Below are 25378 nucleotides of genomic sequence, written 5' to 3'. Positions count from 1 at the left end.
CAAGCGCCTGACCTCAGCTGCGCTTGCGCAGGATGGCGTGCCAAGCATATCCGCGGCCGATCTCTTCGAAGATCATATCCGCGTCGGCTTGCTCCAGCCTGTCCTCCAGTGCCTCTTGCAGCAGTGCGCGCGGCGTCACGTGGAAGCGCTGCAGCCAGGCCTGCAGCGTAGACCGGAACCAACGGGGCAAATGCTCCTGCTGGCCGAAATCAACCACGTGCAGAGAGCCGCCGGGCGCCAGCGAAGCCAGTGCGGCATCGATCGCCTTCTCCCAATCCGGGATCATCGACAGCGCGTAGGAGATCATTACGCGGTCGAACCCGTCGATGCCGAAGTCGCCCGCGTGGAAGGTGGTGGCATCGGCGCGCACGAGAACCGGCTGCTGCGCCTTGCCCTCAAAGTGGCGGCGCGCGCTCGTTAGCATCTCGGCGGAGATGTCGAGGCCATAGAGCCCTGCGGTGGGGTAGAGCCGGTGCGCCACCAGAAGATTACGGCCTGTGCCGCAGCCGACTTCCAGCAGTCGGCCGCCCTGCGGAACCTGAAGATCGGCGATCGCCCGGTCGCGGCCAAGGAGGTAGTATTTCCGTGTCAGGTCGTAGATGTGCCGCTGATAGCGATACATGCGATCCATGCGTTCGGCGTGCGGGATCTCCTGCGGCTCCGCCGTCTGGATCTCCGTCATGCTCGCAGCTCGTAAATATGGAAGCCGCCGTAGATCGCTGAGCGATCGCGCAGGTTCAGCTCGGTCGACCGGTTCGCCAGGTAGTTCCAGCGGCGCAGGAGGTGCTGGCTCACCCGCCCTTCGACGACGCTCTCCTCGGCGGCGGTGCGGAAGATCACACGTCCCCCGGGGGCTGCCGTTCGGTCGATCTCCGACCACAGCTCATTCAGCTGCTCATCGGTCATCCAGTCTTGTGCGTCGAGTAGGACATAGCGATCGACCGAGGCGGCGGGTTTCGACCTGAGCAGCTCGGTGAAGCTGGCGTGGTGAACCGTAACGCGCTCCACGTTGTCCCGGATCGTCAGGTAATTCTCCGGACGAAGATAGGTCGGAAGGCTGCCTTCATGCGGTCGCGGATAGCGGCGCGCAAAGGCCTGCCAGGCGAAATGGTTGTCTCGCAGCGGGAAATGGCAGGCGAGCTTTTCCAAGCGCTGGCGCAGGACTGGAGCGATGGAGTTGCCGGCTGCATCGCGGGCCAATTCGTCGTACTGCTGCGGGGGAATGCCAAGACCGAAGAGCGAGCTCTTGCGGCCGGTGATGAAGCGGATCAGCGGCTTGTCGAACAGAGGCGCGATCTCAGTATCGAAAAACTGCCGCTGCTCGCGCAGAGAGCGTGCCTTGACGAACTGGGTCAGCTCGACACCGTGCAGGCGGGCGAGCAGGTGTCCCGCGCCGATGAAGCGGCCCAACAGGCCGGTGCGATAGATGTTGTCGTTCAGCACCTCGATCCGGCGGCGGCCGTTCATCCGGCGGCCTTCCCAATAGGCGCGGGTGGCCCGATCGAGGTTGCCCGAGATGAACGTGTCGTAGCTCGAGCTGTTGCTTTCGACCGCTTCCATACCGAACAAGCGCACGACATCGAGATGCGTCGGCAGGTGGCGGACGGCCGCGAGCTTCAGCCGGTTGAGCGCGATGTGGTGCGGGTTGAGGTCGACCACGTCGATGGATTTCGGGGCGCGGCTGAGATAGGCGAGCATGTTGCAACCGCCCGAGCCGATCGTGACGATGCTGTGATCCGGACCGAGCTCCATCGCCTGCATGTCGACATCGGCATCCTCCCAGATCTGCGGGTAGACGAGGCCGGAGAAAAGTAGGCCGAACAACCGTTCAGACAGGCCCTTGCGCGACAGCGCCTTGTGCTGCAGCAGCGCGTCCTTCAGCTTGCGATTGCCGAGATAGCCGCCTGGGTGGTGAGCAACATCCGCCATAATCAATCTCCCGCCGTGGTTTGCGGCCATTTAGACCGGCGATGCTACAGATTGATGACGTGGCCTGTGCGCAAACCTTGGAGGGGCTTTCCTCAGCGGAGGTTTGCTGCTTGCATTGCGGCACAACAGGAAGCCTCCATGTCCTATCTCCCCCGAATTTTTAAGATCCTCGCCGCCGTGCTCGTCCTCTGCCTGATCGGCAGTTTTCTTTGGCTCTACTTTGCATCGCCGGCCTTGCTGCGGGTCGGGGCCGGCTATACCGCCAAGATCGTCTGCTCAAACGTGTTCCTCGCCGGACGCGATCCCGAGGAGGTGCTTACCGTCGACGTGCAGGCTCCGGGCCATCCGCTGCTCAAGCTGATGAAGGTGGAGGTCGATCGTGACGAGAAGCGGGTGAGGGCGGCGCTGCTGGGCTTCATTGCGTCCAATGAGGCTGTTTATCGCGAGGGGCTCGGATGTGCTGCGGTACCGGAACACGTGTCGGCGGTCCCTGCTCCTTCTGCGCTAGGCCAAGCGTCCGGCGGTGGGCCAGATGCCTTTTGGCCGAACGGTGACATCGTTGAGTCGGATCAGGCCGTTGCAGCGGTTCTTTCAGATGCCGCTTTCACCGGATCGGCCATGCGAGCGGTGCTCGTCGTCCGTGACGGACGCATCATCGGCGAGCGCTATGGCGAGGGGTTTTCTGCAGACACGCCGCTCCTCGGCTGGTCGATGACGAAGACGGTGAATGCTGCCATCATCGGTACCTTGATGCGCGAGGGACGCCTGGAGCCCGACCAGCGGGCACTTCTGCCGCAATGGTCGGGCGATCCCCGGGAGGACATCACGCTTGCCGATCTGCTCTCCATGGAGGATGGCCTCTCGTTCAACGAGAACTACGGCTCGGTGACGGATGTCACGCAGATGCTCTATCTCGAACCCGATATGGCGGCCTTCGCCGCCGCCGCGCCGCTCGTGACCGGGCCCGGGACCAGCTTCAGCTACTCCTCCGGCAGCGCCGTGCTTCTGTCGCGCATCTGGATGAACGCATTCGCCGATCAGATGGTCGCTTTGCGCTACCCGAATCACGCACTCTTCCGGCCGCTCGGCATGCGAAGCGCCGTCCTTGAGACTGATGCGGCAGGGACGTTCGTCGGGAGCTCCTACATGTACGCGACCGGCAGGGACTGGGCCCGGTTCGCGCTCCTGTTGCTTCGGGACGGGGTGTGGGACGGCACTCGCATCTTGCCGGAGGGCTTTGTCGGCCTAATGGCTGAACCGAACGGGACGTCAGGGGGGCGGTATTCAAAGATGCAGACATGGCTGCCCGGCGAGGACGAAGCCGACCTGCCGGCCGACACCTTCTTCCTGCAGGGACATGACGGTCAGACGATCGCAGTCATTCCATCGCTCGACCTTGCGGTCGTCAGGCTGGGCCTCACGCCGCGCCGCGACGGATACGACGTAACGCCGCTGGTGCGCCGGATCGTCGAACTCAGCAAATAGTTAGAGATGGTGGGCGAGGCTACTGCTGCAGTACGTGCAACATTCCCTTGCGCTTGGCGTCGTAATAGTAGCCGCGTGCATAAAGCCGGATCGCATTGTCATTGCTGTTATCGGCAACCAGCCAGGCGCCGCGAAGATACTTGATCGCGTATTTCAGGTTGGTTTCCGCGTCGAGCAGGCCTTCGGGCGGACCGTCATATCCCATCGACTTCGCGGTGGCATACTTGATCTGCATGAGACCCCAGTAGCCGTTCTTGTGATAGGCCTTCGGGTTGTAGCGGCTTTCGCGGTGGACCACCCGGTGCACGAGCGATTCGGGGACGCCATAAAGACCGGCATAGCGCTTGATGAGCTTCGCGAGGTCCGCGGGAGCCTCCGCGGCGGTCGCGGGAAGCGGATCCCCCGGGGCCGGCGGGAACTGGTTGCGCGTATCAACCGACTGAAGGGTCGCCACGGCGGCCGGCGCCTCCGGAGTTGCGTAGGCCATCGCCTTCAGGTCCGGGCGCGGAATGGGGATGACAGATTGCAGGGCCTGCATGTCGGGCGTCAGTTCGTCTTCGTCCGGCGCGAGCGCCTCTGCCCGAAGCTGAGCAGTTGGAATGCTTGCGGTTTCGGTTTCCCCATCGACTGGGGCAGGCTCCGTCACGGATGTGATGGCCGCAGCAGCGCGCGTTGCCGAGACCGGATCGGTCGTCGCGTAGGCGACCTGAGGCGCCATCTCGGGAAGGGCCATCGCGGCATTCTGCGCCACGGCGACCGAAGTGGTATCGGGAATGGCCAACTGGATGCGGCCGGTCTTCGTGAGCGTCATGGCGCTCGTGCCTGTTGTCTCGGCGGGGGCTGCGGCAAGAACAGTTGCGTTCGCGGCGGAGGCACCTTCAGAAGCTGCGCCGTCCACCACGGCTGCTTGCTCGGTCGTTCCAGGAGCCTGCTGCAGCCGCGCTGTCTTCTTTGCGGCCGGCTCCACGCTCGAACAACCTGCCAGCGCCGAAGTAAAGGCCAACGACACGAGTGCCGTGCGGCTCAAGAACCGGTTCATCGCCATTGGGTTGCCCTCATGATCTTATCGATTTCCAGCCGCCCAAACGCCTTAAGACTGGAATCTCATTAACCTATCGCCTTGAGCCGGGCAAGCCGGGCTCAGGCCGCAATGCGGCGATACCCCGCGGTCACGGCGCGTCGCGCTATGAATCGCGTCCCCATCTTGTGCGAGGCTGGACGCGACCGGATGCCGTGACGCGACCGGCGCAGGGTTCGCTGCGGGAAGGCGACGTGCTTCAACGCTCCGACCGCGGCCAGCAACACGAATGCGGCCTGCATCTCAAGCAGGATCGCCGGAGCCTTGAGGACCGGCAATGGGAATTGCGCAAGAAGCGCCCCGAGAACCGCGACGTAGCGCAGGTCGCTAAGACAGGAGGCCACAAGCCGACCGAAGATCCTCACCGCCCGCTGTTCCGGCAGATTGTCATTATCCGCGACCTGACAGCGGATGGAGGGCTCCTGAAAGGACCAAAGAGCGTACAGCATCAGGTAGGCGAGCCCGAGCCAGGAGAGGGGCTCGAGAAGCGAAGGTGCGGCCCAGGCGATGGCGAGCAGCAGCAGCACTGCGACTGTCAGCGCAACGCCGAGGCCCAGGGCGATGGCGGGCACGGTGACGAAAGCCGTATGACGGCCCCGCTGGGTGGCGTAGCGGGCGACCAGGCTGGCGAGCGGGCTGGGCAGAGCGGTGACGAGGATCGAGGCAGCGCAGAAGGCTGTCCAGGTTTCGACCGTCATCGCTTCCTCCTCTTCCTCGCGTTCCGGACCCTATCAGGCTGCCTGGAAAGGCTGGCCGATGAAGTCCATCACCTCGCCGAACCATTCTGCCGACAGATCGAAATGTTTGCCACCCTTTATTCTCGGAAATTCGATCGTTCGCAGGCGCCCGCCTTGATCCTCGTCGTGGCCGGTGACGCCAGACGCCTTGTCGAGGGCGCTGTCGACGGCAAGGTCGACCATGCTCTGGATCAGGCGTAGATCGCCGGGATTGGCCGGAGCGGACCGGGCGAAGTAGCCGGACTTCTGCACCATCGAGCGCTCCGCATTCAGCCGGGCCGCGAAATGCTTCTGGAACCAGTTACCGACATTGATTGTATCGATCTTCACATGGCCGAAGGCGTCACGCTTGACCTCCTCGCCAGACGCCTCCCGCTCGGCGACGATAGCGTCAAGGCATGCGCCTTCGGAGACGAACAAGGTCACATAGCCGCGCTCGTCCATTACTTGACGAAGGCGCTCCGCCTCCTTTTCAAGGTCGAATGCCATCTCGGGCAGGTACAGACCGTCGATGTTCTTCATCGACGTGTTCATCATCAGGCCTTCGCAATATTCGTTGTGCTGGGTGCGCTGAATGTACTTGCGAGCCGTCGCGGCCGTCAGCCAGCCGCAGTGGCGCCCCATCACCTCGTGGATCACGAGGGTCCGTGGCGCAGCACTCTGTTCGTTGCTGACGTGGTCGAAGAAGTGGGCGCCGACTTCAGCGGCAGTCCAGGCGCCAAGCGACTGGCGGATCGGCACGATATCATTGTCGACGGTCTTCGGCAGCCCGACCACGGTCAAATCATAACCATTGGCGCCGAGATAGGCGGCAAGATCGGCCGCTGTCGTATTGGTGTCGTCGCCGCCGATCGTGTGGAGGATGGTGATCCCGTCTTCGGCAAGCCGGTCTGCCGCAACCTGGAGCGGGTTTTCGCCTTCCTTAACGAGGCCGCGCTTGACGCAATCGGCCGTGTTGGTGAGCTTCACGCGGCTGTTGCCAATGGGAGAGCCGCCATAGCGGTGCAGAAGGTGGGCGCCGGCGCGGATGTCGGGAGTGATCTCGATCCGATCTGCCTTCAGAAGACCCTGGTAACCGGACCGATAGGCGACGAGTTCGAACTCGGGCGCGAGATCGGTGTAGCGCTCGATCAACCCGCCGACAGCGGATGAAAGACATGGGGCCAATCCACCGGCCGTCAGCATCGCCACCTTCTGTTTCGCCATCTGTCCCTCCTTCAGCGCCACCCGCGTCAAATGTGAGGGTAGGATGTGGAGCAGCGGCGGTCAGGTGTAAAGCGGATTTTTTTGTAAGAAAAACGGGCATTTCCAGCGCCTGCGGCGCACCGGCCTCTGCGAGGGTCGATCTAATCGTTTCAAGTGAAGGTCCCGAAAGAGATCCGTCTGTGGAAAAACTCGCGTAAGACCGATGATGCATCGTCTCCTTTCTCCTTGCCGGCTTCCGATGGGGCTGTGCAAGGTGAAAAACAAGTTCTCCGGAACCGCAGCGGCGGCGAGAAGTTGGGGTCGTTGTTCGGAAAAGATGAACATAGTTTAACCTTTTCAGGATACTGAGGCTCCTTGCGTGCAACCCATTTATCTGGTCATTTGCGTCATGATCTTTGATTTTAACTGCTTCCAGATTTCCTCCCTTTGGGACCGGCTGCTCAACGCGATCGGCGATGCCGCTGATAGCGTACTTGGCCGCGTGGTTGAGGCGATCCGAACCGTCTTCGAAGGCGAACCCGAAACACGCCGCCAAGTGTCCTTTTCAGTCGCCATAATTGCGCTTTCCGCCAAGATGGCGAAGGCGGATGGTTTGGTGACGGAGAAGGAAGTTGATGCTTTCCGGCAGATCTTCGATTTTCCGGACGAGGAAGCCCGAAATGTCGCGCGGCTCTACAACCTCGCCCGCCAGGATATTGCTGGCTACGAGGCCTATGCGACGAAGCTCGCCGGCCTGTGCGGCAGCGGCAACGAGAACTGCCCGATGCTCGAGAACGTCATCGACGGGCTCTTCCACATCGCCAAGGCCGACGGCCTGATGCACGAGAAGGAACTGGCGTTCCTGTCGCGGATCGCCGAGATCTTCAAGATCGACGAAGAACACTTCCGCCGCATCCTCGCCCGTCATGTGCATCTAGAGGGCAGGGATCCCTATCTCGTGCTCGGCGTATCGCCGGAGGATGAGTTTTCCGAAATCCGCAAGACCTATCGCCGTCTTGTCTCGGAACATCATCCTGACCGACTGATCGCCCGCGGCGTGCCTGCGGCATTGCATGCGGCGGCCAATGAACGTATGGCAGCGCTCAACGCGGCTTATGCCGCGATCGAGAAAGAGCGCCGCGCTGCATGAATAACTTTGCCGCCGATTATCCCGGCGCAATAGTAAGACCCTCTCCGAACTTCGGGCCTCGCGTGGGTGACCGCGCGCCCGATATGATCGTTCTCCACTATACGGGCATGCCGGATCACGAGCAGGCGCTTGCGTGGCTCTGCAATCCGGAAAGCCAGGTGTCCAGCCATTACTTCGTTCACGAGGACGGGCGCGTCGTGCAGCTGGTGCCCGAAGGCGCGCGCGCCTGGCACGCCGGCAAGAGCTGCTGGGCGGGGGAGAGCGATATCAACTCCGCCTCCATCGGTATCGAGATTGCCAATGCCGGACATCCCAGCGGACTGCCGACTTTCCCCGATGCACAACTCGATGCCGTCGCGCAATTGTGTCGCCAATGCGGCTCGCGGTGGGTGATTCCGGCCGAGAGGGTGCTGGGACACTCGGATGTGGCGCCGATCCGGAAGGTCGATCCCGGTGAAAATTTCCCCTGGGCAAAACTGCACGCCGCAGGGGTCGGGCACTGGGTGGAGCCGACGCCGATCGGTAGCGGCCGGTTCTTCCAGCGAGGCGAGAGCGGGCAGCCGATCGAAGCACTTCAGTCGATGCTGTCCATCTATGGCTATGCCATTGAAGTGAATGGCATTTTCTGTGACCGAACGAAGGGCGTGATCGAAGCTTTCCAGCGCCATTTCCGCCAGCAGCGGATCGACGGGATCGCCGATATCTCGACCATCGATACGCTCCACCGGCTGATCGTCTCGTTGCCAAAGTTCAACCCCGCCTAATGCGCGGGTAGAGGTTTTGTTCCGCCGCCGCGGGACAAAAAAACAACCCTGCCACATCATTTCCTCATTGCCCCGTTTAAAACCACCTCCATCGACGTGGCCGCCACCGAAGGACGGGGGGGCTGCAAAACATCAATGAACCGTGGGTCTTACCCACTGCCGCAACGCTGGCATGGCGTGGTGCGCAGGGGCTGGCGCTTGGCCAGATGAGACCTCTCGTCCGGAGAGTTTTTTCGAAAATGAAAAGAGCAATTGTTGCTGCTGCAGCATGTGTCGTCATGCTTACCGCTGTTCCTCAGGCTGCGTTTTCCGAGGAGAAGGCAAAGACGAAGACTGTTGCGCTGCAATCCAAGGTCACCAAGCCTGGTTATGCCTCGCCCAAGAGCACGCTCGCTGCGGCCATGCAGTCGACTAATCCCTATTCGAAGATCATCACCAAATACGCCAAGGAATACGGCGTTCCCGTCGAACTGGCCCATGCCGTCGTCAAAGTCGAAAGCAACTTTAACCCAAAGGCCAAGGGAGCGGCAGGCGAGATCGGCCTGATGCAGATCAAGCCGGCGACCGCCCGGATGATGGGCTACAAGGGCAGCGTCAATCAGCTCTACAATCCGGAAACGAACATCGAGTTCGGCATGAAGTATCTCGGTGCAGCCCATGAACTGGGCGGCGGCAAGACCTGCGGCACGATCCTGAAGTACAATGCCGGCCATGGCGCCAAGCGCATGAACCCCGTCTCCAAGCGCTATTGCGGCAAGGTGCTCGCTCTTCTGGAAACCTGATCCCTCTGCGCCGCTTTGCCGCTGGCCATCCGCAGCCCGAACCGGTTAGAACTCCGGTCGGGAAGCGGGCTTCGGGATTATCGGCAGGGCATGGCAGAGCATTTCAGGTATATCGTCATCGGCGGCGGCATGATGGGTGCCGCTGCCGCACGTCATCTCTCCGAACATGCTGATGGCATCGCGCTGATCGGGCAGGGGGAGCCTCCCGACTACCACACGCATCAGGGCGTATTCGCCAGCCACTATGACGAGGCGCGGATCACCCGCCGATTTGACGCCGACCCGCTCTGGGCAAGCTTCGCCGCCCGCTCCATCGAACGCTACGGGGACATTGAGACGCGAAGCGGCATTCGCTTCTATACCGAAGCCGGATGTCTGTTTGCCGGTCCTGAGCCGCAATCAGACGCCGACTACCTTCGTCGCGCCGCCGATGTTGCCAAAGCCACTGGGCTTGCCGTCGAACGGCTCGGGGCACCAAAGCTCGCGTCGCGCTTCCCCCAATTTGCATTTCCCTTGCACCTCTTCGGCTACTACGAGGATACCGACGCTGGTCACATCAACCCGCGAGCACTGGTCCGTGCTCAAAAAGCAATTGCTGCCGAGCAGGGGACCCGGTGCATCGACGCCGTGGTGACGGCGGTTCGGGAAGAGGGCAGGCAGGTGCAGGTAGACACTGCCGACGGAGTGGTTTACCAGGCGCAGCGAGTATTGATCGCCACAGGCGCCTTCTCGAATTTCCACAACCTCCTTCCCCGCCCGCTCGACTTCAGGGCCGCGCCGCGCACCGTGGTCTTCTTCGAGCTCGACGAGGCAAGGCTCGAGCGCTTCGGCACCATGCCGTCGACCATCGTCTTCACGGAGCGGGAAGAGGACCACGTCTACATCCTGCCGCCGCTACGTTATCCAGACAGCAAGGTCTATCTCAAGCTCGGCGGCGATATCGAAAGCGGCAGCTTGGGCTCGCTCGACGACGTCCGTACCTGGTTCCGAAGCTCGGGCGATCCTGCCGAAGCGCGCCGGCTCACGGAGACCGCCCTGCAGTTGATGCCAGAGCTTTCCGGTTGCCGCACGACGTCGGCCCCCTGCGTTGCGACCTTCACGCCAACGGCGCATCCCTATGCAGGATTCCTGCCGTCCTCGAAGGTTGCGGTTCTGACGGGCGGGAACTTTGTGGCAGCAAAGTCCTCCGACGAACTCGGGCGGCTGGGGGCGCTGCTGATGCGGGAGGGCGGCCTCGGCGAAGCAGATTTCGGCAGCGCCATGACACCGATTTTTCAGTGAGGCTTTTTTCATGACCAGGCACTTCAAGTACATCATCATCGGCGCCGGCATGATGGGGGCGGCCGCGGCCCGGCATCTGTCGCAGTGGACGGACGGGGTGGCGCTCATCGGGCCGCAAGAACCCCAAGACAAGACCAGCCACCACGGCGTCTTTGCCAGCCACTACGACGAGGCCCGCATCACCCGCACAATCGATCCGGATCCGGTCTGGGCGCGGCTCGCCAACCAGTCGATCGCCCGCTACGGCCAGATCGCGACAGAGAGCGGCATCGAATTCTACACCGAGGCCGGCTGCCTTCTGGTCGGGCCACAGAGGACGGCGGCGCCTTCCTATGTCGGCAATGTCCTGGAGGCTGCAGACCGTCTCGGCGTCGCGACTGAGATCTTAAGCGACGGCGAGCTCTCGCGACGCTTTGCCTGCTTCGCCTTCCCGCAGGGCAGCGAAGGCGTGTGGGAATCGAAGAATGCCGGACACGTCAACCCGCGCCGGCTGGTCGAAGCGCAGACCGTACTGGCGGAGCGCCAGGGCTGCTCGTTCATTCGCGAGACCGTCAGCTCCGTTCGAGACGAAGACGGCCACGTCGTTGTCACGACCACCGAAGGAGGAGAATACCCGGCGGACAGGGTGCTGGTGGCCGCAGGCGGCTTTTCGATCAACGACGCCCTGTTGCCGCGTCGGCTGGACCTCAGCGTCTATGCCCGGACCGTCGCCTTCTACGAGGTGGACGAGAGCGCGATGGCCGAATGGGGGGCGGTGCCGTCGCTGATTTGGAAATGGAATGAGGAGGTGGACGGCATCTACCTCTTGCCGCCGGTGCGCTATCCGGATGACCGGATCTACCTGAAGATCGGCGGTGATCCGGATGATGTCCTGCTGGAGCGGGAATCCGATATCCGTAGCTGGTTCCGCAGCGGTGGCCGAGAGAGCACACACCGACACCTGACGCAGGTGATGGAGCGCCTGATGCCGCGGCTCGATCTTTCTCGCGCGTCCATGGCCGCCTGCGTCACATCCTTCACCCCGACCGGCTATCCCGCGATCTCCATGTCCGAATCGAGCCGCATCGGCGTGCTCTCCGGCGGTTGCGGCGCGGCCGCCAAGAGCTCCGACGAGATAGGGCGGCTCGGTGCCGAGCTGCTCCTGCATGGGGCGGTACGCGACGATAGCTATGCCGCTGACTTCGAAGCGCGCTTCGTCTGACCGGGGCAAGCGCGGTTTCCGCTGGCGTTTGCAGGTGAAGTCGACTATCTCACGCCTGCCAGTTGGCCGGGCAGCCGCGCTTCACCAATGCCGAAAGGCGGTGAGGTGAGGAAAGTCCGGGCTCCACGGAAACACGGTGCCGGATAACGTCCGGCGGGGGCGACCCCAGGGAAAGTGCCACAGAAAGCAAACCGCCCCGCCTGCTGTCCTGCTCTGTCGTCGAGCAGGAGAGGTGGCGGGGTAAGGGTGAAAGGGTGGGGTAAGAGCCCACCGCGGTCCTGGCAATAGGAACGGCAAGGTAAACCCCACCGGGAGCAAGACCGAATAGGGATGACGCGGGTGCCGCTTGCGGCGCTACAGCCTGTTTCCGGGCCAGTCATCCGGGTGGGTTGCGCGAGGCGATGTGTAAGCATCGTCCCAGATGAATGGCTGCCACGTTCCGGTGCTTGCACCGGGGCCATACAGAACCCGGCTTACAGGCCAACTGGCTCTTCTTTCCTTTCATTTATCCGAGATTCAAACGGCCGCTTATGCGGCCCGTTGGCGCTCGTCGAATCCCCGAAACTTATAGTGGTTCAGTAGCTTAATGGAAGTTTGACTTCGCTTCGCCGCTACTTCCGAACCTCCTTCTCGGCGACCCGCACTAACCCTTTGTTAAATTTAACAGCTCATAAATAAATGCTGTTGCGGCCTTGCTGCGGGGCCTCTTCCCATTGACGCCCATATGGTCCCATGCTATCCCATTCACGTACTGTTCAAGGGCAAATGAAAGCCCGCCAATCATCAAGTTTCGGTCGCTGCAGCGAACGGATGTTCATCCGTTTGGTGGGCGAAGCCTTGTCTGGTTCAGTCGTGTATCAGGGGCGTGTTGTCGCCCTGAGGAGCAGCGGGGCGGATGTCAGGCGTAACGAACCGTTTCCTGTCGAATGCCACCAATCGGATCGATGCCAAGAGTCGCGTTTCTGTGCCTGCAGGCTTCCGGTCCGTTCTGGTGGAGCGGGGAATCCAGGAGCTTTATTGTCTCCAGGATTTTGTCTATCCGGCGATCAGCGTCGGCGGTCCGGATCTGCTCGATCGTTACGAACGGCAGATCGCCTCCGTCGATCCGTTTTCGCCGGAAGCGAACAGGATGTCGCTGCTGGTTCACGGTGGCGGGGTCTTCATGAGGCTCGATGCGGAGGGCCGGCTGATGGTCACGGATTTCATCCGCGACTTCACGGGAATCGGCACGGAAGTCACCTTCGTCGGGCGCTCGGATCATTTTCAGCTTTGGCAGCCGCAGGCGTTTCAGGATGCGCAGGCGGCGGCGAGGGAGGCGCGTTTTTCATCGCGCCCCGCTTGAGACGGGGGATTGGAATGGCGGCGAGCATTGGCGGAGGGCAAACCGAGGCCGAAGGCGGACCTGTTCGCCACATTCCGGTTCTTCTGTCCGAGGTGCTTGCGGCGCTGGAGCCTCAGCCCGGCCAGGTGATCCTCGACGGCACGTTTGGTGCCGGCGGCTATACGTCAGCTATTCTCGAGACCGGTGCTTCCGTCATCGCGCTTGACCGGGATCCGACGGCAGTAGCTGCCGGGCAGGAACTGGTCGCGTCTAGCAGTGGGCGCCTTACGCTGATTCACTCCCAATTTTCTGATCTTGATGCCCATGCTCCGGCCGAGGGCCTCGATGCTGTGGTGCTCGACATCGGTGTATCGTCCATGCAGATCGACGAGGCGGAGCGCGGCTTCTCCTTCCAGAAAAACGGTCCGCTCGACATGCGCATGTCGGCTGCCGGGGTTTCGGCGGCCGATGTCGTCAATCGTGCCAAGGTGAGTGACCTGATCCGCATCTTCGGTTTCCTTGGCGAAGAGAAACATGCCGGACGCATTGCGCGGGCGATCGAGAAGCGTCGTGCGACCGAACCCTTCACCACCACCCGCGACCTCGCCAACCTCATCGAGAGCGTAAACCCGCGCAAGGCGAAGGACAAGATCCATCCGGCGACGCGGGTGTTCCAGGCGCTGCGGATCTTCGTCAATGACGAGTTGAGCGAACTGGCCCAGGCGCTTTTTGCCGCCGAACGGGCCTTGAAGCCCGGCGGTCGTCTGGTCGTCGTCACCTTCCACTCGCTCGAGGACCGGATCGTGAAGAAGTTCTTCGCGGATCGCTCCGGCAAGGCCTCCGGCTCGCGCCACATGCCGATGGTTGCCGAAAAGGCGGCGATCTTCGAGCCGACCGGTAGGGGCATGGTTTCGGCCAGCGAGGCGGAGGCGGACGTCAATCCGCGGGCGCGTTCTGCTAAGCTTCGTGCGGGGCGTCGCACGGACGCACCGGCCGGTGCAGCCGATGCCGCCATCTTCGACCTGCCAGACCTTACAGCACTCGCGAAGATGGGAGCCTAACATGCTCAGAAGCTTCGATCTTGTCTTGATCGGTGTGATGACCGCCGCAGCGGTGGTGACGTATTCGATTAAGCATCGCGCCGACGATAAGCTGCAGGAGGTTCGGCGGCTCGAAACCGAGATCCGCCTGGAGAAGGACACGATCGACCTGCTGAAGGCCGACTGGGCGCTTCTGACGCAGCCGAGTCGGCTGGAGCGGCTGACAAATGTCTACCAGTCCGAGCTGCAGCTCGTGCCAACCGCACCGACCCAGCTTGCGATGCCGGTGGAGCTGCCGATGCCCCGCTCGCAGCTGCCGATGCCGGAAACCACCATCGAGGATCTGATCGCCAGCGCCGGCGGCAATGTGGCGGCTGCCATCAAGGGCGTCGACGAGGCGCGCAATAGGGCGCCTGCCTCCGCGATACCGGTCCCGATCCCGCGCGGCGGCTTCCCTGTGGACATTATCTCAACCGGATCGGTGAAGCGCTGATGTCATTTCTGTCCCGCATCATGGTGTTGAAAAGCCGGGCACACCTTTCCGCCGGCACGCGCGGCAGCCGCGGCGTGCGCAGCAACGCCTTTGAGGGCTCTGCTAAGCGCAAGACCTCGCAGGCGCGCAACCGGGTCGGCCTCCTGATGGTCGGGTTCGCCGCCGTCTTCTGCGTCATCGGCGGCCGTCTTGTGCAATACGGGATGGCGCAACCGGAGACGACGTCGAGCATCATGCCAGCGGATCGGCTTCTTGCTTCGCGTCCGGATCTGCTGGACCGTAATGGAGAGGTTCTCGCAACCGACATCCGCACCGTCTCGCTCTATGCCGAACCCCATAAGATCGTCGACGCCGACGAGGTGATCGAGAAGCTCGCAACGGTGCTGCCGGATCTGGATGCCAAGAGCGTCTATGGACGATTGACGTCGAAGTCCCATTTCCAGTGGTTGCGCCGCCAGCTGACGCCGAAGCAGCAGAGCCAGATCCTGGCGCTCGGTATTCCCGGCATTGGTTTCCGTCCCGAAAAGCGCCGGTTCTATCCGGGTGGTGCGACCGCAGCCCACGTGGTTGGCCACGTCAACATCGACAACCGCGGCGTTGCCGGCATGGAACGCTTCGTGGACGGCCAAGGGCTTGCAGATCTCGCAGCCGTCGGCATGACGTCCGACCAGCCGCTCGAGCCGGTCAAGCTGTCCATAGATCTTCGGGTACAGTCGATCGTGCGCGAAGTGATCTACTCCGCCATCGACAAGTTCCGCGCGATCGGTGCCGGTGCCGTCGTCCTCGACGTGCACACGGGCGAGGTGCTGGGCATGGCGTCTGCACCCGACTACGACCCTAATAATCCCGCCGCCGGTGCCGAGGAAGGCTGGCTCAACCGCATGTCGAACGGCACGTTCGAGATGGGCTCGACCTTCAAGTCCTTCACCCTTGCCATGGCGCTCGATTCCGGCAAGGTCAACATGAATGACAGCTTCGATGCGCGCTATCCTATCCGCATCGGCGGCTTCACCATCAAGGACTTCCACGGGAAGGGTCGCTTCCTGACCGTGCCTGAAGTGTTCCAGTATTCCTCAAACATCGGCACCGCCAAGATGGCGGACGTGGTCGGTATCCAGGGGCACAAGGAGTTCCTGACCAAGCTCGGCCTGTTGACCAAGATGGACACCGAGCTCCCAGAGGTGGCCCAGCCGAGCCAACCACGCGAGTGGAAGAAGATCAATTCGATCACCATCTCCTTCGGCCACGGCGTAGCAACGACGCCGTTGCAGACGGCTGTCGCGGGCGCGGCTCTCGTCAATGGGGGAAAGCTGATCGAGCCGACCTTCCTGCCGCGGACGCGCGAAGAAGCCGATCAGGTGGCCAAGCAGGTGCTGAAGCCCTCGACCAGTGATTCCATGCGCTTCCTGTTCCACTGGAACGGCGTCAAGGGCTCCGGCAAGAACGCCCGTGTCGAAGGCTTCAACGTCGGCGGCAAGACCGGCACGGCCGACAAGGTCGTCAATGGCCGCTATGTCCACGACAAGAACTTCAATGCATTCCTTGCGGCTTTCCCGATCGACGATCCGCAATATGTAGTGCTGACGTTCATCGACGAGCCGAAGACGGACAAGGGCAATGGTGCCGCCCTTGCCGGCAACTCGGCCGCACCGATGGCGCATGACATCATCAGCCGCTCCGCAGCCATTCTCGGTGTAAAGCCGAAATTCGGCGATGACGGGTCTGCCCTGCTGGTGTCTTATTGAACAAGAACTAATCGGGCGGACGATTCGCGGAATCTGAGATCCGCTCGGATAAGAAAGTGCCGCCGATGAAATTGCGAGAGCTTGCGGGGAACGACTTCCCGGAGATCAACAATACCCTTGCCGGACCGACGGGTGACATAGAGATCGCTGGTCTGACGTCCAATAGCCGTAAGGCAGCGCCGGGCATGCTGTTTGCCGCCATGGCCGGAACCAAGGCAGACGGCGCGCAGTTCGTTGCGGATGCGGCCAACAAGGGCGCTCTTGCTGCCGTGGCCGGTGCACCTGTCGAGGCGCAGATCCCGGTTCTCGTCGTTTCCAATCCTCGCCGCTTCCTCGCGCTTGCCGCAGCGCGGTTCCACGGCGCCCAGCCTCAGACCATGGTGGCGGTCACCGGAACTGCCGGAAAGACCTCCGTTGCCTCCTTCACGCGCCAAATCTGGGCTCATGCCGGCATGGCGGCCGCGCAGATTGGCACGACCGGCGTCGTGTCTCCGACGCGCAATGAGTACGGCTCGCTGACAACGCCGGATCCGGTTGCGCTGCATGCGCTTCTGGCGGAACTCGCCGCCGAAGGCGTGACACATGCCGCGATGGAAGCGTCCAGTCATGGGCTCGACCAGTCTCGCCTCGACGGTGTGCGGCTGGCGGCGGCTGGCTTCACCAATCTCGGTCGCGACCATATGGACTATCACCCGACGGTGGAACGCTACATGGCCGCCAAGATGCGGCTTTTCGATTCGCTCCTGCCAAAAGGGGCGCCGGCTGTCACCTTCTCGGATGACGAATGGTCGGCGGAGGCTATCCGGGTTGCGAAGGCATCTGGTCTCGACGTGAAGACAGTCGGCCGCCGGGGGGATTACCTCAGCCTCAAGCGCGTCGAGCACTTCCGCCATAAGCAGATGGCAGAAATCCATGTCGGCGACGAGATCTTCGAGGTCGACATCCCGCTGGCCGGCGACTTCCAGGTGGCCAATGCGCTGGTGGCGGCGGGCCTCGCCATCTCGACGGGAACGCCGGCAGCCGTTGCGATGGCTGCACTTGAAAAGCTTCAGGGAGCAGCCGGTCGTCTGGAACTGGTCGGCCAGACGAAGCAGGGCGCTCTGGCCTATGTCGATTATGCGCATAAGCCGGATGCTTTGCAGAACGTGCTTGCTTCCGTGCGGCCCTTCACCACAGGTCGTGTCGTCGTCGTGTTCGGCTGCGGGGGCGACCGCGACAAGGGTAAGCGGCCGATCATGGGTGATATCGCAACGCGGTTCGCTGATGTGGTGATCGTCACGGACGACAATCCACGCTCGGAAGTACCTGAAGTTATCCGATCGGAGATCATGGCGGCAGCGCCGGGTGCCATGGAAATCGGAGACCGCGCCGAGGCCATTCGCCATGCGGTTGGAATACTGAACTCGGGCGATACGTTAATCGTCGCGGGAAAGGGGCATGAGGAAGGGCAGACGATCGGCGATCGCGTCTTGCCCTTCTCCGATCACGTGGAAGTACGAAAGGCACTGGAGGAGGCGGGATCTTGAGCTGGCTATGGACCACCGAGATGATGGTTTCCGTGATGGTGGGGCGTCCCGTCGGGACGCCTCCCGAGGGTATCACCGGCATCTCCATCGACAGCCGTTCGATCAGGGCAGGGGAGGCTTTCTTCGCCATCAAGGGCGACCGCGTCGATGGGCACGACTTCGCCAGCATCGCAGTGGCCAACGGAGCGTCGCTGATCGTCGTCAGCGAGGCGAAGCTGCCGGCAATGGGACGCCTGACCGTCCCGATGATCGTCGTGGACGACGTGCTCGCGGCACTGGGACGACTGGCGGAGGCGTCGCGCGAGCGGAGCCGGGCGCAGATCATCGCCGTCACCGGTTCGGTCGGCAAGACTACCACCAAGGAGATGCTGCGCCACGTCCTAGCTTCATCTGGGAAAGTGCATGCGGCGGTTGCATCTTTCAACAACCACTGGGGCGTGCCGCTGACGCTTGCCCGCATGCCGGCCGACACGCAGTTCGGCGTCTTCGAGATCGGCATGAACCACCCGAATGAGATCCGCCCGCTGGTGAAGATGGTGCGCCCGCATGTGGCGATCATCACGACGATTGCGGCAGCCCATCTTGGCCACTTCAACAGCATCGAGGAAATTGCTGCTGCCAAGGCGGAGATCTTCGAGGGCGTGGAGCCGGGCGGTGCCGCCATCCTCAACCGGGACAACAAGCACTTCGCGTTTCTGGAAGAACGTGCCCAGGAAGTTGGCGTCGAACGGATCTACAGCTTCGGCCAGCACGCGAAAGCCGATTTCCGTCTCGCAGATTTCGAGGGTGACGGGCACAGCTCCACCATCTGGGCAACCTTAAGCGGAGAAACGGTGGAGGTCCACATCGGCTCGCCCGGTCGCCATATCGCGGAGAACGCGATGGCTGCGCTCGGTGCCTGCCTTCTCGTCGGTGCGGATCTTGACAAGGCAGCGCAGGCTCTCGCCGATCTTCGTTCGGTCAAGGGCCGGGGAGAACAGCATCGCCTCGGCATTGGCGAAGGTTTCCTGACGCTGATCGATGAGAGCTACAACGCCAATCCCGCCTCGATGCGGGCGGCAATCGCGCTGCTTGCCGCCGCCGAGCCGGAAGCGTCGGGAAGGCGAATCGCGATCCTCGGCGACATGCTGGAGATGGGTGAGTTTTCACAGAAGCTTCACGAGGAGCTGGCGGGGCCGCTGCTGGCCGCCGGCATTGAGCATGTCTGGCTCGCCGGGCCGGAGATGGCGGCACTGCGCGATGCGCTGCCGGAGAGCGTGCAGGTGGAATATCGGGCGACGACCGACGACCTCACGCCTTTCGTGATCCGCTCCGTACTGCCGGGCGATGTGGTGATGGTGAAATCGTCGCTCGGGATCGGCTTCGGCAAGATCATCACGGCCCTTATTGACAATTACCCGGTAGTTCCCGACACGGACCGCCAACACTAATACGGCTTCTAGAAAGGGCCATGAATGCTCATTTGGCTTGTGGAACTGGCGGGCTCGTTCCAATTCTTCAATCTCTTCCGGTACATCACTTTCCGCACCGGTGCAGCACTGTTCACCTCGGCCCTCATCGTCTTCCTGTTCGGGCCGCAGATGATCTCGTCCCTGCGCGTGCGCCAGGGCAAGGGACAGCCGATCCGCGCCGACGGGCCACAGACGCATTTCAAGAAAGCTGGAACGCCCACGATGGGAGGGCTGATGATTCTCACCGGTATCATCGGCGGATCGCTGCTTTGGGCTGACCTCTCGAACGTCTATGTCGTCGCCACCCTGCTGGTCACACTCGGTTTTGGCGCCATCGGCTTCTACGACGACTACCTGAAGGTGACGAAGCAGACGGACAAGGGCTTTTCCGGCAAGGCGCGCCTCGGGATCGAGTTCCTGATCGCGGCGATCGCCGTCTTCTTCATGATGCGGATTGCGCTCGCCACAGGCCAGTCCACCAATCCGACCCTCGGCTCGTCGATTGCCTTTCCCTTCTTCAAGGACTTCTTCATTGATCTCGGCATCTTCTTCGTGTTCTTCGGCGCCTTCGTCATCGTCGGTGCGGGCAATGCGGTGAACCTGACGGACGGGCTGGATGGTCTGGCCATCGTGCCCGTGATGATCGCGGCCGCCTCCTTCGGGGTCATCGCCTATCTCGCCGGCAACGGCGTCTTCGCCAACTATCTGCAGATCAACTTCGTGCCCGGCACGGGGGAGCTCGCCGTCATCCTTGGAGCAGTGATCGGCGCAGGCCTTGGCTTCCTCTGGTTCAACGCGCCGCCGGCGGCCATCTTCATGGGCGATACCGGTTCGCTGGCACTCGGGGGTCTCATTGGGTCGGTTGCCGTGGCGACGAAGCACGAGATCGTCATGGTGATCATCGGCGGGCTCTTCGTCATGGAGACGCTGTCGGTCATCATCCAGGTCGGCTTTTTCAAGATGACCGGCCGGCGCGTCTTCCTCATGGCGCCGATCCACCACCATTTCGAGAAGCTCGGCTGGACCGAAAGCCAGGTCGTGATCCGCTTCTGGATCATTGCGGTCGGGCTGGCGCTGCTCGGTCTCTCTACCCTCAAGCTGCGGTGAGCCGATGATCCCGGTCACCACATTTGTCGGAAAGAAGATCGCGCTCTTCGGACTCGGCGGTTCGGGCCTTGCGACGGCGCAGGCGCTGGTTGCCGGCGGCGCGGAAGTGACGGCGTGGGACGACAACCCCGACAGTGTCGCCAAGGCCGAAGCGGCGGGTGTGAAGACCGCCGACCTGCGCGGCATCGAATGGGCGGGGCAGGCCGCGTTTGTGCTGTCGCCCGGCGTTCCGCTGACGCATCCGAAGCCGCATTGGACGGTCGATCTGGCCCGCGCCGCAGGCGTCGAGATCATCGGCGACATCGAACTCTTCGTGCGCGAGCGTCGCGCTCATGCGCCTGATTGCCCGTTCATAGCGATCACCGGCACCAACGGCAAGTCGACGACCACGGCGCTGATCGCTCATATCCTCAAGGCTAGCGGCCGGGACACGCAGCTCGGCGGCAACATCGGGACGGCCGTGCTGACGCTCGATCCACCGAAGGGCGACCGCTATTACGTCGTCGAATGCTCGTCCTATCAGATCGATCTCGCGCCGACGCTTGATCCGGCCGCCGGCATCCTCCTCAATCTCACCCCCGATCATCTCGACCGTCACGGCACGATGCAGCACTATGCCGAGATCAAGGAACGGCTGGTCGCGGGAAGCCAGACCGCCATCGTTGGCGTCGACGACACCTTCTCTGCGCTGATCGCCGACCGGATTGAACGGGCAGGGGTGGCGGTCCGGCGGATATCCAAGCGGAATGTCGTGGCTGACGGCATCTATGCCGAAGGCAGCCGGATCTATGCCGCCAACGGCGGGACGAGCGCGCTCTTCGTCGATCTCGGTGGCATCGACACGCTGAAGGGCAGCCACAACGCCCAAAATGCGACTGCGGCGATCGCCGCCTGCCTCGCCGTCGGCGTCATCGCAGATGATATCCGCGAAGGCCTGCGATCCTTTCCGGGACTGAAGCACAGGATGCAGCCGGTCGGACGGCGCGGGCAGGTGGTCTTCGTCAATGACTCGAAGGCAACCAATGCGGATGCCGCGGCACCGGCCTTGTCGAGCTACGACCGGATCTACTGGATTGCCGGCGGCCTTCCCAAGGAAGGCGGCATCGCAAGCCTCGCGCCACTCTTCCCGCGTATTGCCAAGGCCTATCTGATCGGAGAGGCAGCACCTCAGTTTGCCGCAACCCTGGGAGAGGCGGTCCCCTACGAGATTTCGGGGACGCTGGAGCAGGCGGTCGCGCGTGCCGGAACGGATGCTGCCGCGGCCGGTGAAGCTGCAGCGGTCATGCTGTCGCCAGCCTGCGCGAGCTTCGATCAATACAAGAACTTCGAGGTCCGCGGCGATGCGTTCGTGGGCCATGTCGCTGCGCTCGACGGTATCACCATGCTGATCGGGACGAACAAGGAGAGCTGACTATGGTAAGCCGCGCTGACCGTGGACCGCTGGCAGACTGGTTCTGGACGATCGACCGCTTCTTTCTGGCGGGCTTCATCCTGCTGATGGGCATCGGTTTCATGCTGTCGTTTGCCGCCTCGCCACCGGTTGCCGAGCGGCTGGGTCTCGATAGCTTCCACTTCGTGCAGCGCCATGCGGTCTTCATCGCCCCCTCGCTGATGGTGATGATCGGGCTCTCATTCTTGACGCCGCGGCAGGTCAGGCGCACGGCAGTGATTCTCCTGACCGTTTCGCTCCTGATGATGGTGATTGCGCTCTTCTTCGGCGTTGAAGTGAAGGGATCGCGGCGCTGGGTTTCGATCGGTAGCTTTTCCATCCAGCCGTCTGAGTTCATGAAGCCCGCCTTTGTTGTCGTTTGCGCCTGGCTGTTTGCCGAGCACGCGCGCCAGCCGGAAATTCCCGGCAACCTGTTCGCCATCATCCTGTTCGGCATCGTCGGCGCGCTGCTCGTGGCGCAGCCCGACCTTGGCCAGACGATCCTAACCTCGGTCGTCTGGGGCGGCATGTTCTTCATGGCTGGCATGCCGTGGCTTTGGATCCTCGTGCTGGGCGCGCTGGGCGCCGGCGGGTTCGTCACCGCCTATTACATGCTGCCGCACGTGGCCGGCCGTATCGACCGATTTCTCACCGGCGAGGGCGATACCTTCCAGGTGGATACGGCGCGCGAAGCAATCATCCGTGGTGACTGGTTCGGCCAAGGGCCGGGCGAGGGGATCGTCAAGCGCATCATCCCGGACAGCCATACCGATTTCATCTTCTCGGTCGCGGCGGAAGAATTCGGGATCCTGTTCTGCATGCTGCTGGTGATGATCTTCGCCTTCATTGTGCTGCGCGGCCTCAACCACGCCTTCAAGGAACGCAACGATTTTGCGCGTTTCGCGGTTGCGGGCCTGGTGCTGCAGATCGGCATCCAGTCGATGATCAATGTCGGCGTCAATCTCGAGCTGCTGCCCGCGAAGGGCATGACACTGCCGCTGATTTCCTACGGTGGCTCCTCTATGATCGCAATCGCCGTCACTGCCGGCTTCATCTTGGCACTTACTCGTCATCGCCCGGAAAAGCGTGCGCAGGAGCGCAGCCTGTTCCGGGTCGCGTCCGGCGTTCCGGCGGAGTAGCATCATGAGCAAAGGCATCATCCTGCTTGCAGCCGGTGGAACCGGTGGACATTTGTTTCCGGCGGAAGCGCTGGGCCACGAGCTGCGTTCGCGCGGCTATTCCGTCCACCTCGTCACAGACCGCCGCGCAGAACGCTTCGCCGGCAAATTTCCGGCTGATGAGATCCACGTCGTGCCGTCTGCGACCTTTGCCTCCAAGAACCCGATCGCGCTCCTGCGCACCGGCTGGACGCTGTGGAGCGGCCTGCGCAAGGCGCGCCACCTGATCGGGCGGCTGAAACCAATCGCCGTCGTCGGCTTCGGCGGCTATCCGACGGTGCCGCCGCTGCTTGCGGCCACGTCGATGGGCATTCCGTCTCTCATCCACGAGCAGAATGCCGTCATGGGCCGCGCCAACAAGGCGCTCGCTTCGCGCGTCCAGGCAATTGCCGGCGGCTTCCTGCCCGAGGGCACCGGTGCGCACGGCCAGAAGACGGTCACGACAGGTAACCCGGTGCGCCCAGCTGTGCTGGAGGCGGCGAAGACCGTTTACCGCCCCTCGACGGAAAGCCAGGACTTCCGGCTTCTCGTGTTCGGTGGCAGCCAGGGCGCGCAGTTCTTCTCCAAGGCCATTCCGGCGGCCGTGGCCCTCCTTGAGCCGGCACAGCGCGCAAGGTTGACCGTCACGCAGCAGGCGCGGTCGGACGATGCCGCCTCGGTGACCAAAGCCTATCACGTACTGGATATCCCGGCAGACGTTTCGTCCTTCTTCGGCGACATGGCCGAGCGGCTGGCGGATGCGCATCTGGTGATCTGCCGCTCCGGCGCCTCGACGGTTTCGGAAATTGCGGTCATCGGACGCCCGGCGATCCTGGTTCCCTATCCCCATGCGCTGGACCACGACCAGGCTGCGAACGCTGCGGCGCTCGTCGCCAGGGGTGGTGCTGAGGTCGTCCCGCAGGCGGAGCTGTCGCCGGAGCGTCTGGCACAGATGATTTCCGCCGCGATGAACGAGCCGGAACGTCTCCAATCAATGGCGCAAGCCGCCAGGCGGGCCGGTCATCCGGACGCTGCAGCCTTGCTCGCGGACCTTGTTGTCTCTATGTCCGCCCGTCAGACGGTACAGCAATATAAAGGAGAGCATCCATGAAGATGCCGAAGGCCATCGGGCTCGTTCATTTCATCGGCATCGGCGGGATCGGCATGAGCGGCATTGCCGAAGTGCTGCACAATCTCGGGCATCGGGTGCAGGGCTCGGACCAGGCGGATGGCGCCAACGTTCAGCGCCTGCGCGACAAGGGCATTCCGGTCTTTGTCGGGCACACGGCGGAGAACCTTGGCGATGCGGAAGTGGTGGTCGTCTCGACCGCCATTAAGAAGGACAATCCGGAGCTGATGACGGCGCGTGAACGTTCGCTCCCCATCGTGCGGCGCGCCGAGATGCTTGCCGAACTGATGCGCTTCCGCAATGCGATCGCCATCGGCGGCACGCACGGCAAGACGACGACCACATCCATGGTCGCGACGCTGCTGGACGCCGGCGGCCTCGATCCGACCGTCATCAACGGCGGCATCATCAACGCCTACGGCACCAATGCGCGCATGGGCGAGGGCAAGTGGATGGTCGTCGAGGCCGACGAGTCGGATGGCACCTTCCTGAAACTGCCGGCCGACGTTGCGGTGGTCACCAATATCGATCCGGAGCATCTCGATCACTACGGCAGCTTCGATGCGGTTCGCGCGGCATTTCGCCAATTCGTCGAGAACGTGCCCTTCTACGGGTTCGGTGTGCTCTGCATCGATCATCCGGAAGTGCAGGCGCTCGTCGGCAAGATCGAGGATCGCAAGATCGTCACCTATGGTGAAAACCCGCAGGCGGATGCGCGCTTCTCCAATATCCACATGGAAGGCACCAAGTCGATCTTCGACGTCGAGATCCGCCGCCGGCGCACCGGACGCGTATTCACGTTCAAGGACCTGGCGCTGCCGATGCCGGGCCGCCACAACATCTCCAATGCCACGGCTGCGATCGCCGTCGCCAACCGGCTCGGGATATCCGAAGAGGATATCCGCAAGGGTCTCGCCGCCTTCGGTGGCGTCAAGCGGCGCTTCACGCTCACCGGAACCTGGAACGGCGTCTCCGTCTTTGACGATTACGGCCACCATCCGGTAGAGATCAAGGCGGTTCTAAAGGCCGCGCGCGAAGCGTGCTCGGGGCGCATCATCGCCGTCCACCAGCCGCACCGATATACGCGGCTCTCCAGCCTGTTTAACGACTTTGCCACCTGCTTCAACGACGCCGACAGCATTCTTCTGGCGCCGGTCTATGCGGCTGGTGAAGAGCCGATCGGGGGCGCAAACTCGGAGGCTCTCGTCGCCCAGATCCGCGCTGGTGGCCACCGTGATGCGCGCATTATCGCCGCGCAGTCCGATCTGGCGCCGATCGTCGCCGGCATTGCGAAGCCGGGCGATTTTGTGGTTCTTCTGGGGGCTGGCAATATAACCCAGTGGGCAGCAGCGCTGCCGCGGGAACTGGAAAGCATTTCGGGACAGTAG

The 25378-nt window shown here is 62.7% G+C and carries 22 protein-coding genes and 1 other RNA gene; 18 read left to right on the top strand and 5 right to left on the bottom strand.

All coding sequences use genetic code 11. The features are described 5' to 3' along the window. Positions 1-13: 13 nt before the first annotated feature. Positions 14-682 carry a class I SAM-dependent methyltransferase gene (locus MUU54_RS06235; RefSeq protein ID WP_247243163.1) on the bottom strand — a complete coding sequence of 223 codons (669 nt, stop codon included), beginning with the start codon at positions 680-682 and terminating at the stop codon, positions 14-16. Next, positions 679-1929, bottom strand: coding sequence for a BtaA family protein (locus MUU54_RS06230; protein ID WP_247243162.1), 1251 nt, complete (start codon positions 1927-1929; stop codon positions 679-681). Before MUU54_RS06230 ends, MUU54_RS06235 begins: the two co-directional genes overlap by 4 nt. 138 nt (positions 1930-2067) lie before the next feature. Between MUU54_RS06230 and MUU54_RS06225 the strand changes: the two genes are divergently transcribed. Continuing rightward, a complete protein-coding gene (locus tag MUU54_RS06225) occupies positions 2068-3414 on the top strand; it encodes a serine hydrolase domain-containing protein (protein ID WP_247243161.1) in 1347 nt (448 codons plus the stop codon). Positions 3415-3433: 19 nt separating this feature from the next. Here the strand turns inward: MUU54_RS06225 and MUU54_RS06220 are convergent, their stop codons facing one another. From MUU54_RS06220 to MUU54_RS06210, 3 genes are all read right to left on the bottom strand, one after another. Beyond that, a complete protein-coding gene (locus MUU54_RS06220) occupies positions 3434-4459 on the bottom strand; it encodes a lytic transglycosylase domain-containing protein (RefSeq protein WP_247243160.1) in 1026 nt (341 codons plus the stop codon). A gap of 95 nt (positions 4460-4554) precedes the next feature. Then, positions 4555-5190 (bottom strand): hypothetical protein, encoded by a 636-nt coding sequence (locus tag MUU54_RS06215; RefSeq protein WP_247243159.1) that lies wholly within the window; start codon positions 5188-5190, stop codon positions 4555-4557. 33 nt (positions 5191-5223) lie between these two features. Further along, positions 5224-6435 (bottom strand): pyrophosphate--fructose-6-phosphate 1-phosphotransferase, encoded by a 1212-nt coding sequence (locus MUU54_RS06210; protein WP_247243158.1) that lies wholly within the window; start codon positions 6433-6435, stop codon positions 5224-5226. Positions 6436-6823: 388 nt separating this feature from the next. On the opposite strand from MUU54_RS06210, the gene MUU54_RS06205 reads away from it, so the two are divergent. The 17 genes from MUU54_RS06205 to murC all read left to right on the top strand — a co-directional run bounded on the left by MUU54_RS06205 (position 6824) and on the right by murC (position 25378). Continuing rightward, positions 6824-7564 (top strand): J domain-containing protein, encoded by a 741-nt coding sequence (locus MUU54_RS06205; protein ID WP_247243157.1) that lies wholly within the window; start codon positions 6824-6826, stop codon positions 7562-7564. Then, positions 7561-8328 (top strand): N-acetylmuramoyl-L-alanine amidase, encoded by a 768-nt coding sequence (locus MUU54_RS06200; protein WP_247243156.1) that lies wholly within the window; start codon positions 7561-7563, stop codon positions 8326-8328. The genes MUU54_RS06205 and MUU54_RS06200 overlap by 4 nt, the downstream gene beginning before the upstream one ends. A 239-nt stretch (positions 8329-8567) precedes the next feature. Beyond that, positions 8568-9110 (top strand): lytic transglycosylase domain-containing protein, encoded by a 543-nt coding sequence (locus MUU54_RS06195; protein ID WP_247243155.1) that lies wholly within the window; start codon positions 8568-8570, stop codon positions 9108-9110. Positions 9111-9200: 90 nt separating this feature from the next. After that, a complete protein-coding gene (locus MUU54_RS06190; protein WP_247243154.1) occupies positions 9201-10391 on the top strand; it encodes an FAD-dependent oxidoreductase in 1191 nt (396 codons plus the stop codon). A 10-nt stretch (positions 10392-10401) separates the two neighbouring features. Further along, on the top strand, positions 10402-11592 hold the full coding sequence (locus tag MUU54_RS06185) for an NAD(P)/FAD-dependent oxidoreductase (protein WP_247243153.1): 1191 nt from the start codon (positions 10402-10404) through the stop codon (positions 11590-11592). Positions 11593-11650: 58 nt separating this feature from the next. Beyond that, positions 11651-12084: RNase P RNA component class A (gene rnpB / locus MUU54_RS06180), an RNA gene on the top strand. A 403-nt stretch (positions 12085-12487) separates the two neighbouring features. Next, positions 12488-12934: a division/cell wall cluster transcriptional repressor MraZ gene (mraZ, locus tag MUU54_RS06175; RefSeq protein ID WP_247243152.1), complete on the top strand. Its 447-nt coding sequence runs from the start codon at positions 12488-12490 to the stop codon at positions 12932-12934. Between the two features lie 14 nt (positions 12935-12948). Continuing rightward, entirely contained in the window at positions 12949-13974 is a 1026-nt protein-coding gene (gene rsmH, locus MUU54_RS06170) for a 16S rRNA (cytosine(1402)-N(4))-methyltransferase RsmH (RefSeq protein WP_247243151.1), read from the top strand. Position 13975: 1 nt separating this feature from the next. Next, positions 13976-14446 (top strand): cell division protein FtsL, encoded by a 471-nt coding sequence (ftsL, locus tag MUU54_RS06165; RefSeq protein ID WP_247243150.1) that lies wholly within the window; start codon positions 13976-13978, stop codon positions 14444-14446. Next, the gene (locus tag MUU54_RS06160) at positions 14446-16191 is read left to right on the top strand and encodes a peptidoglycan D,D-transpeptidase FtsI family protein (protein ID WP_247243149.1); all 1746 of its coding nucleotides are present in this window, start codon (positions 14446-14448) and stop codon (positions 16189-16191) included. The genes ftsL and MUU54_RS06160 overlap by 1 nt, the downstream gene beginning before the upstream one ends. A gap of 65 nt (positions 16192-16256) precedes the next feature. Further along, complete coding sequence (locus MUU54_RS06155; protein ID WP_247243148.1) at positions 16257-17717, top strand: UDP-N-acetylmuramoyl-L-alanyl-D-glutamate--2,6-diaminopimelate ligase; 1461 nt, start codon at positions 16257-16259, stop codon at positions 17715-17717. Further along, positions 17714-19147 carry a UDP-N-acetylmuramoylalanyl-D-glutamyl-2,6-diaminopimelate--D-alanyl-D-alanine ligase gene (locus tag MUU54_RS06150; protein WP_247243147.1) on the top strand — a complete coding sequence of 478 codons (1434 nt, stop codon included), beginning with the start codon at positions 17714-17716 and terminating at the stop codon, positions 19145-19147. Before MUU54_RS06155 ends, MUU54_RS06150 begins: the two co-directional genes overlap by 4 nt. Before the next feature lie 24 nt (positions 19148-19171). Beyond that, positions 19172-20275 carry a phospho-N-acetylmuramoyl-pentapeptide-transferase gene (gene mraY / locus MUU54_RS06145; protein WP_247243146.1) on the top strand — a complete coding sequence of 368 codons (1104 nt, stop codon included), beginning with the start codon at positions 19172-19174 and terminating at the stop codon, positions 20273-20275. A gap of 4 nt (positions 20276-20279) precedes the next feature. Beyond that, positions 20280-21686 carry a UDP-N-acetylmuramoyl-L-alanine--D-glutamate ligase gene (murD, locus tag MUU54_RS06140; protein ID WP_247243145.1) on the top strand — a complete coding sequence of 469 codons (1407 nt, stop codon included), beginning with the start codon at positions 20280-20282 and terminating at the stop codon, positions 21684-21686. Positions 21687-21688: 2 nt separating this feature from the next. Further along, complete coding sequence (gene ftsW / locus MUU54_RS06135) at positions 21689-22843, top strand: putative lipid II flippase FtsW (protein WP_247243144.1); 1155 nt, start codon at positions 21689-21691, stop codon at positions 22841-22843. 4 nt (positions 22844-22847) lie between these two features. Further along, the gene (murG, locus tag MUU54_RS06130; RefSeq protein ID WP_247243143.1) at positions 22848-23972 is read left to right on the top strand and encodes an undecaprenyldiphospho-muramoylpentapeptide beta-N-acetylglucosaminyltransferase; all 1125 of its coding nucleotides are present in this window, start codon (positions 22848-22850) and stop codon (positions 23970-23972) included. Beyond that, complete coding sequence (murC, locus tag MUU54_RS06125) at positions 23969-25378, top strand: UDP-N-acetylmuramate--L-alanine ligase (protein WP_247243142.1); 1410 nt, start codon at positions 23969-23971, stop codon at positions 25376-25378. Before murG ends, murC begins: the two co-directional genes overlap by 4 nt.

This window comes from Pseudorhizobium tarimense (assembly GCF_022968135.1).
GTDB lineage: Bacteria > Pseudomonadota > Alphaproteobacteria > Rhizobiales > Rhizobiaceae > Neorhizobium > Neorhizobium tarimense.
Note: the sequence above shows the minus strand (reverse complement) of the source record. Positions and strands in the feature narration are given on the sequence as shown.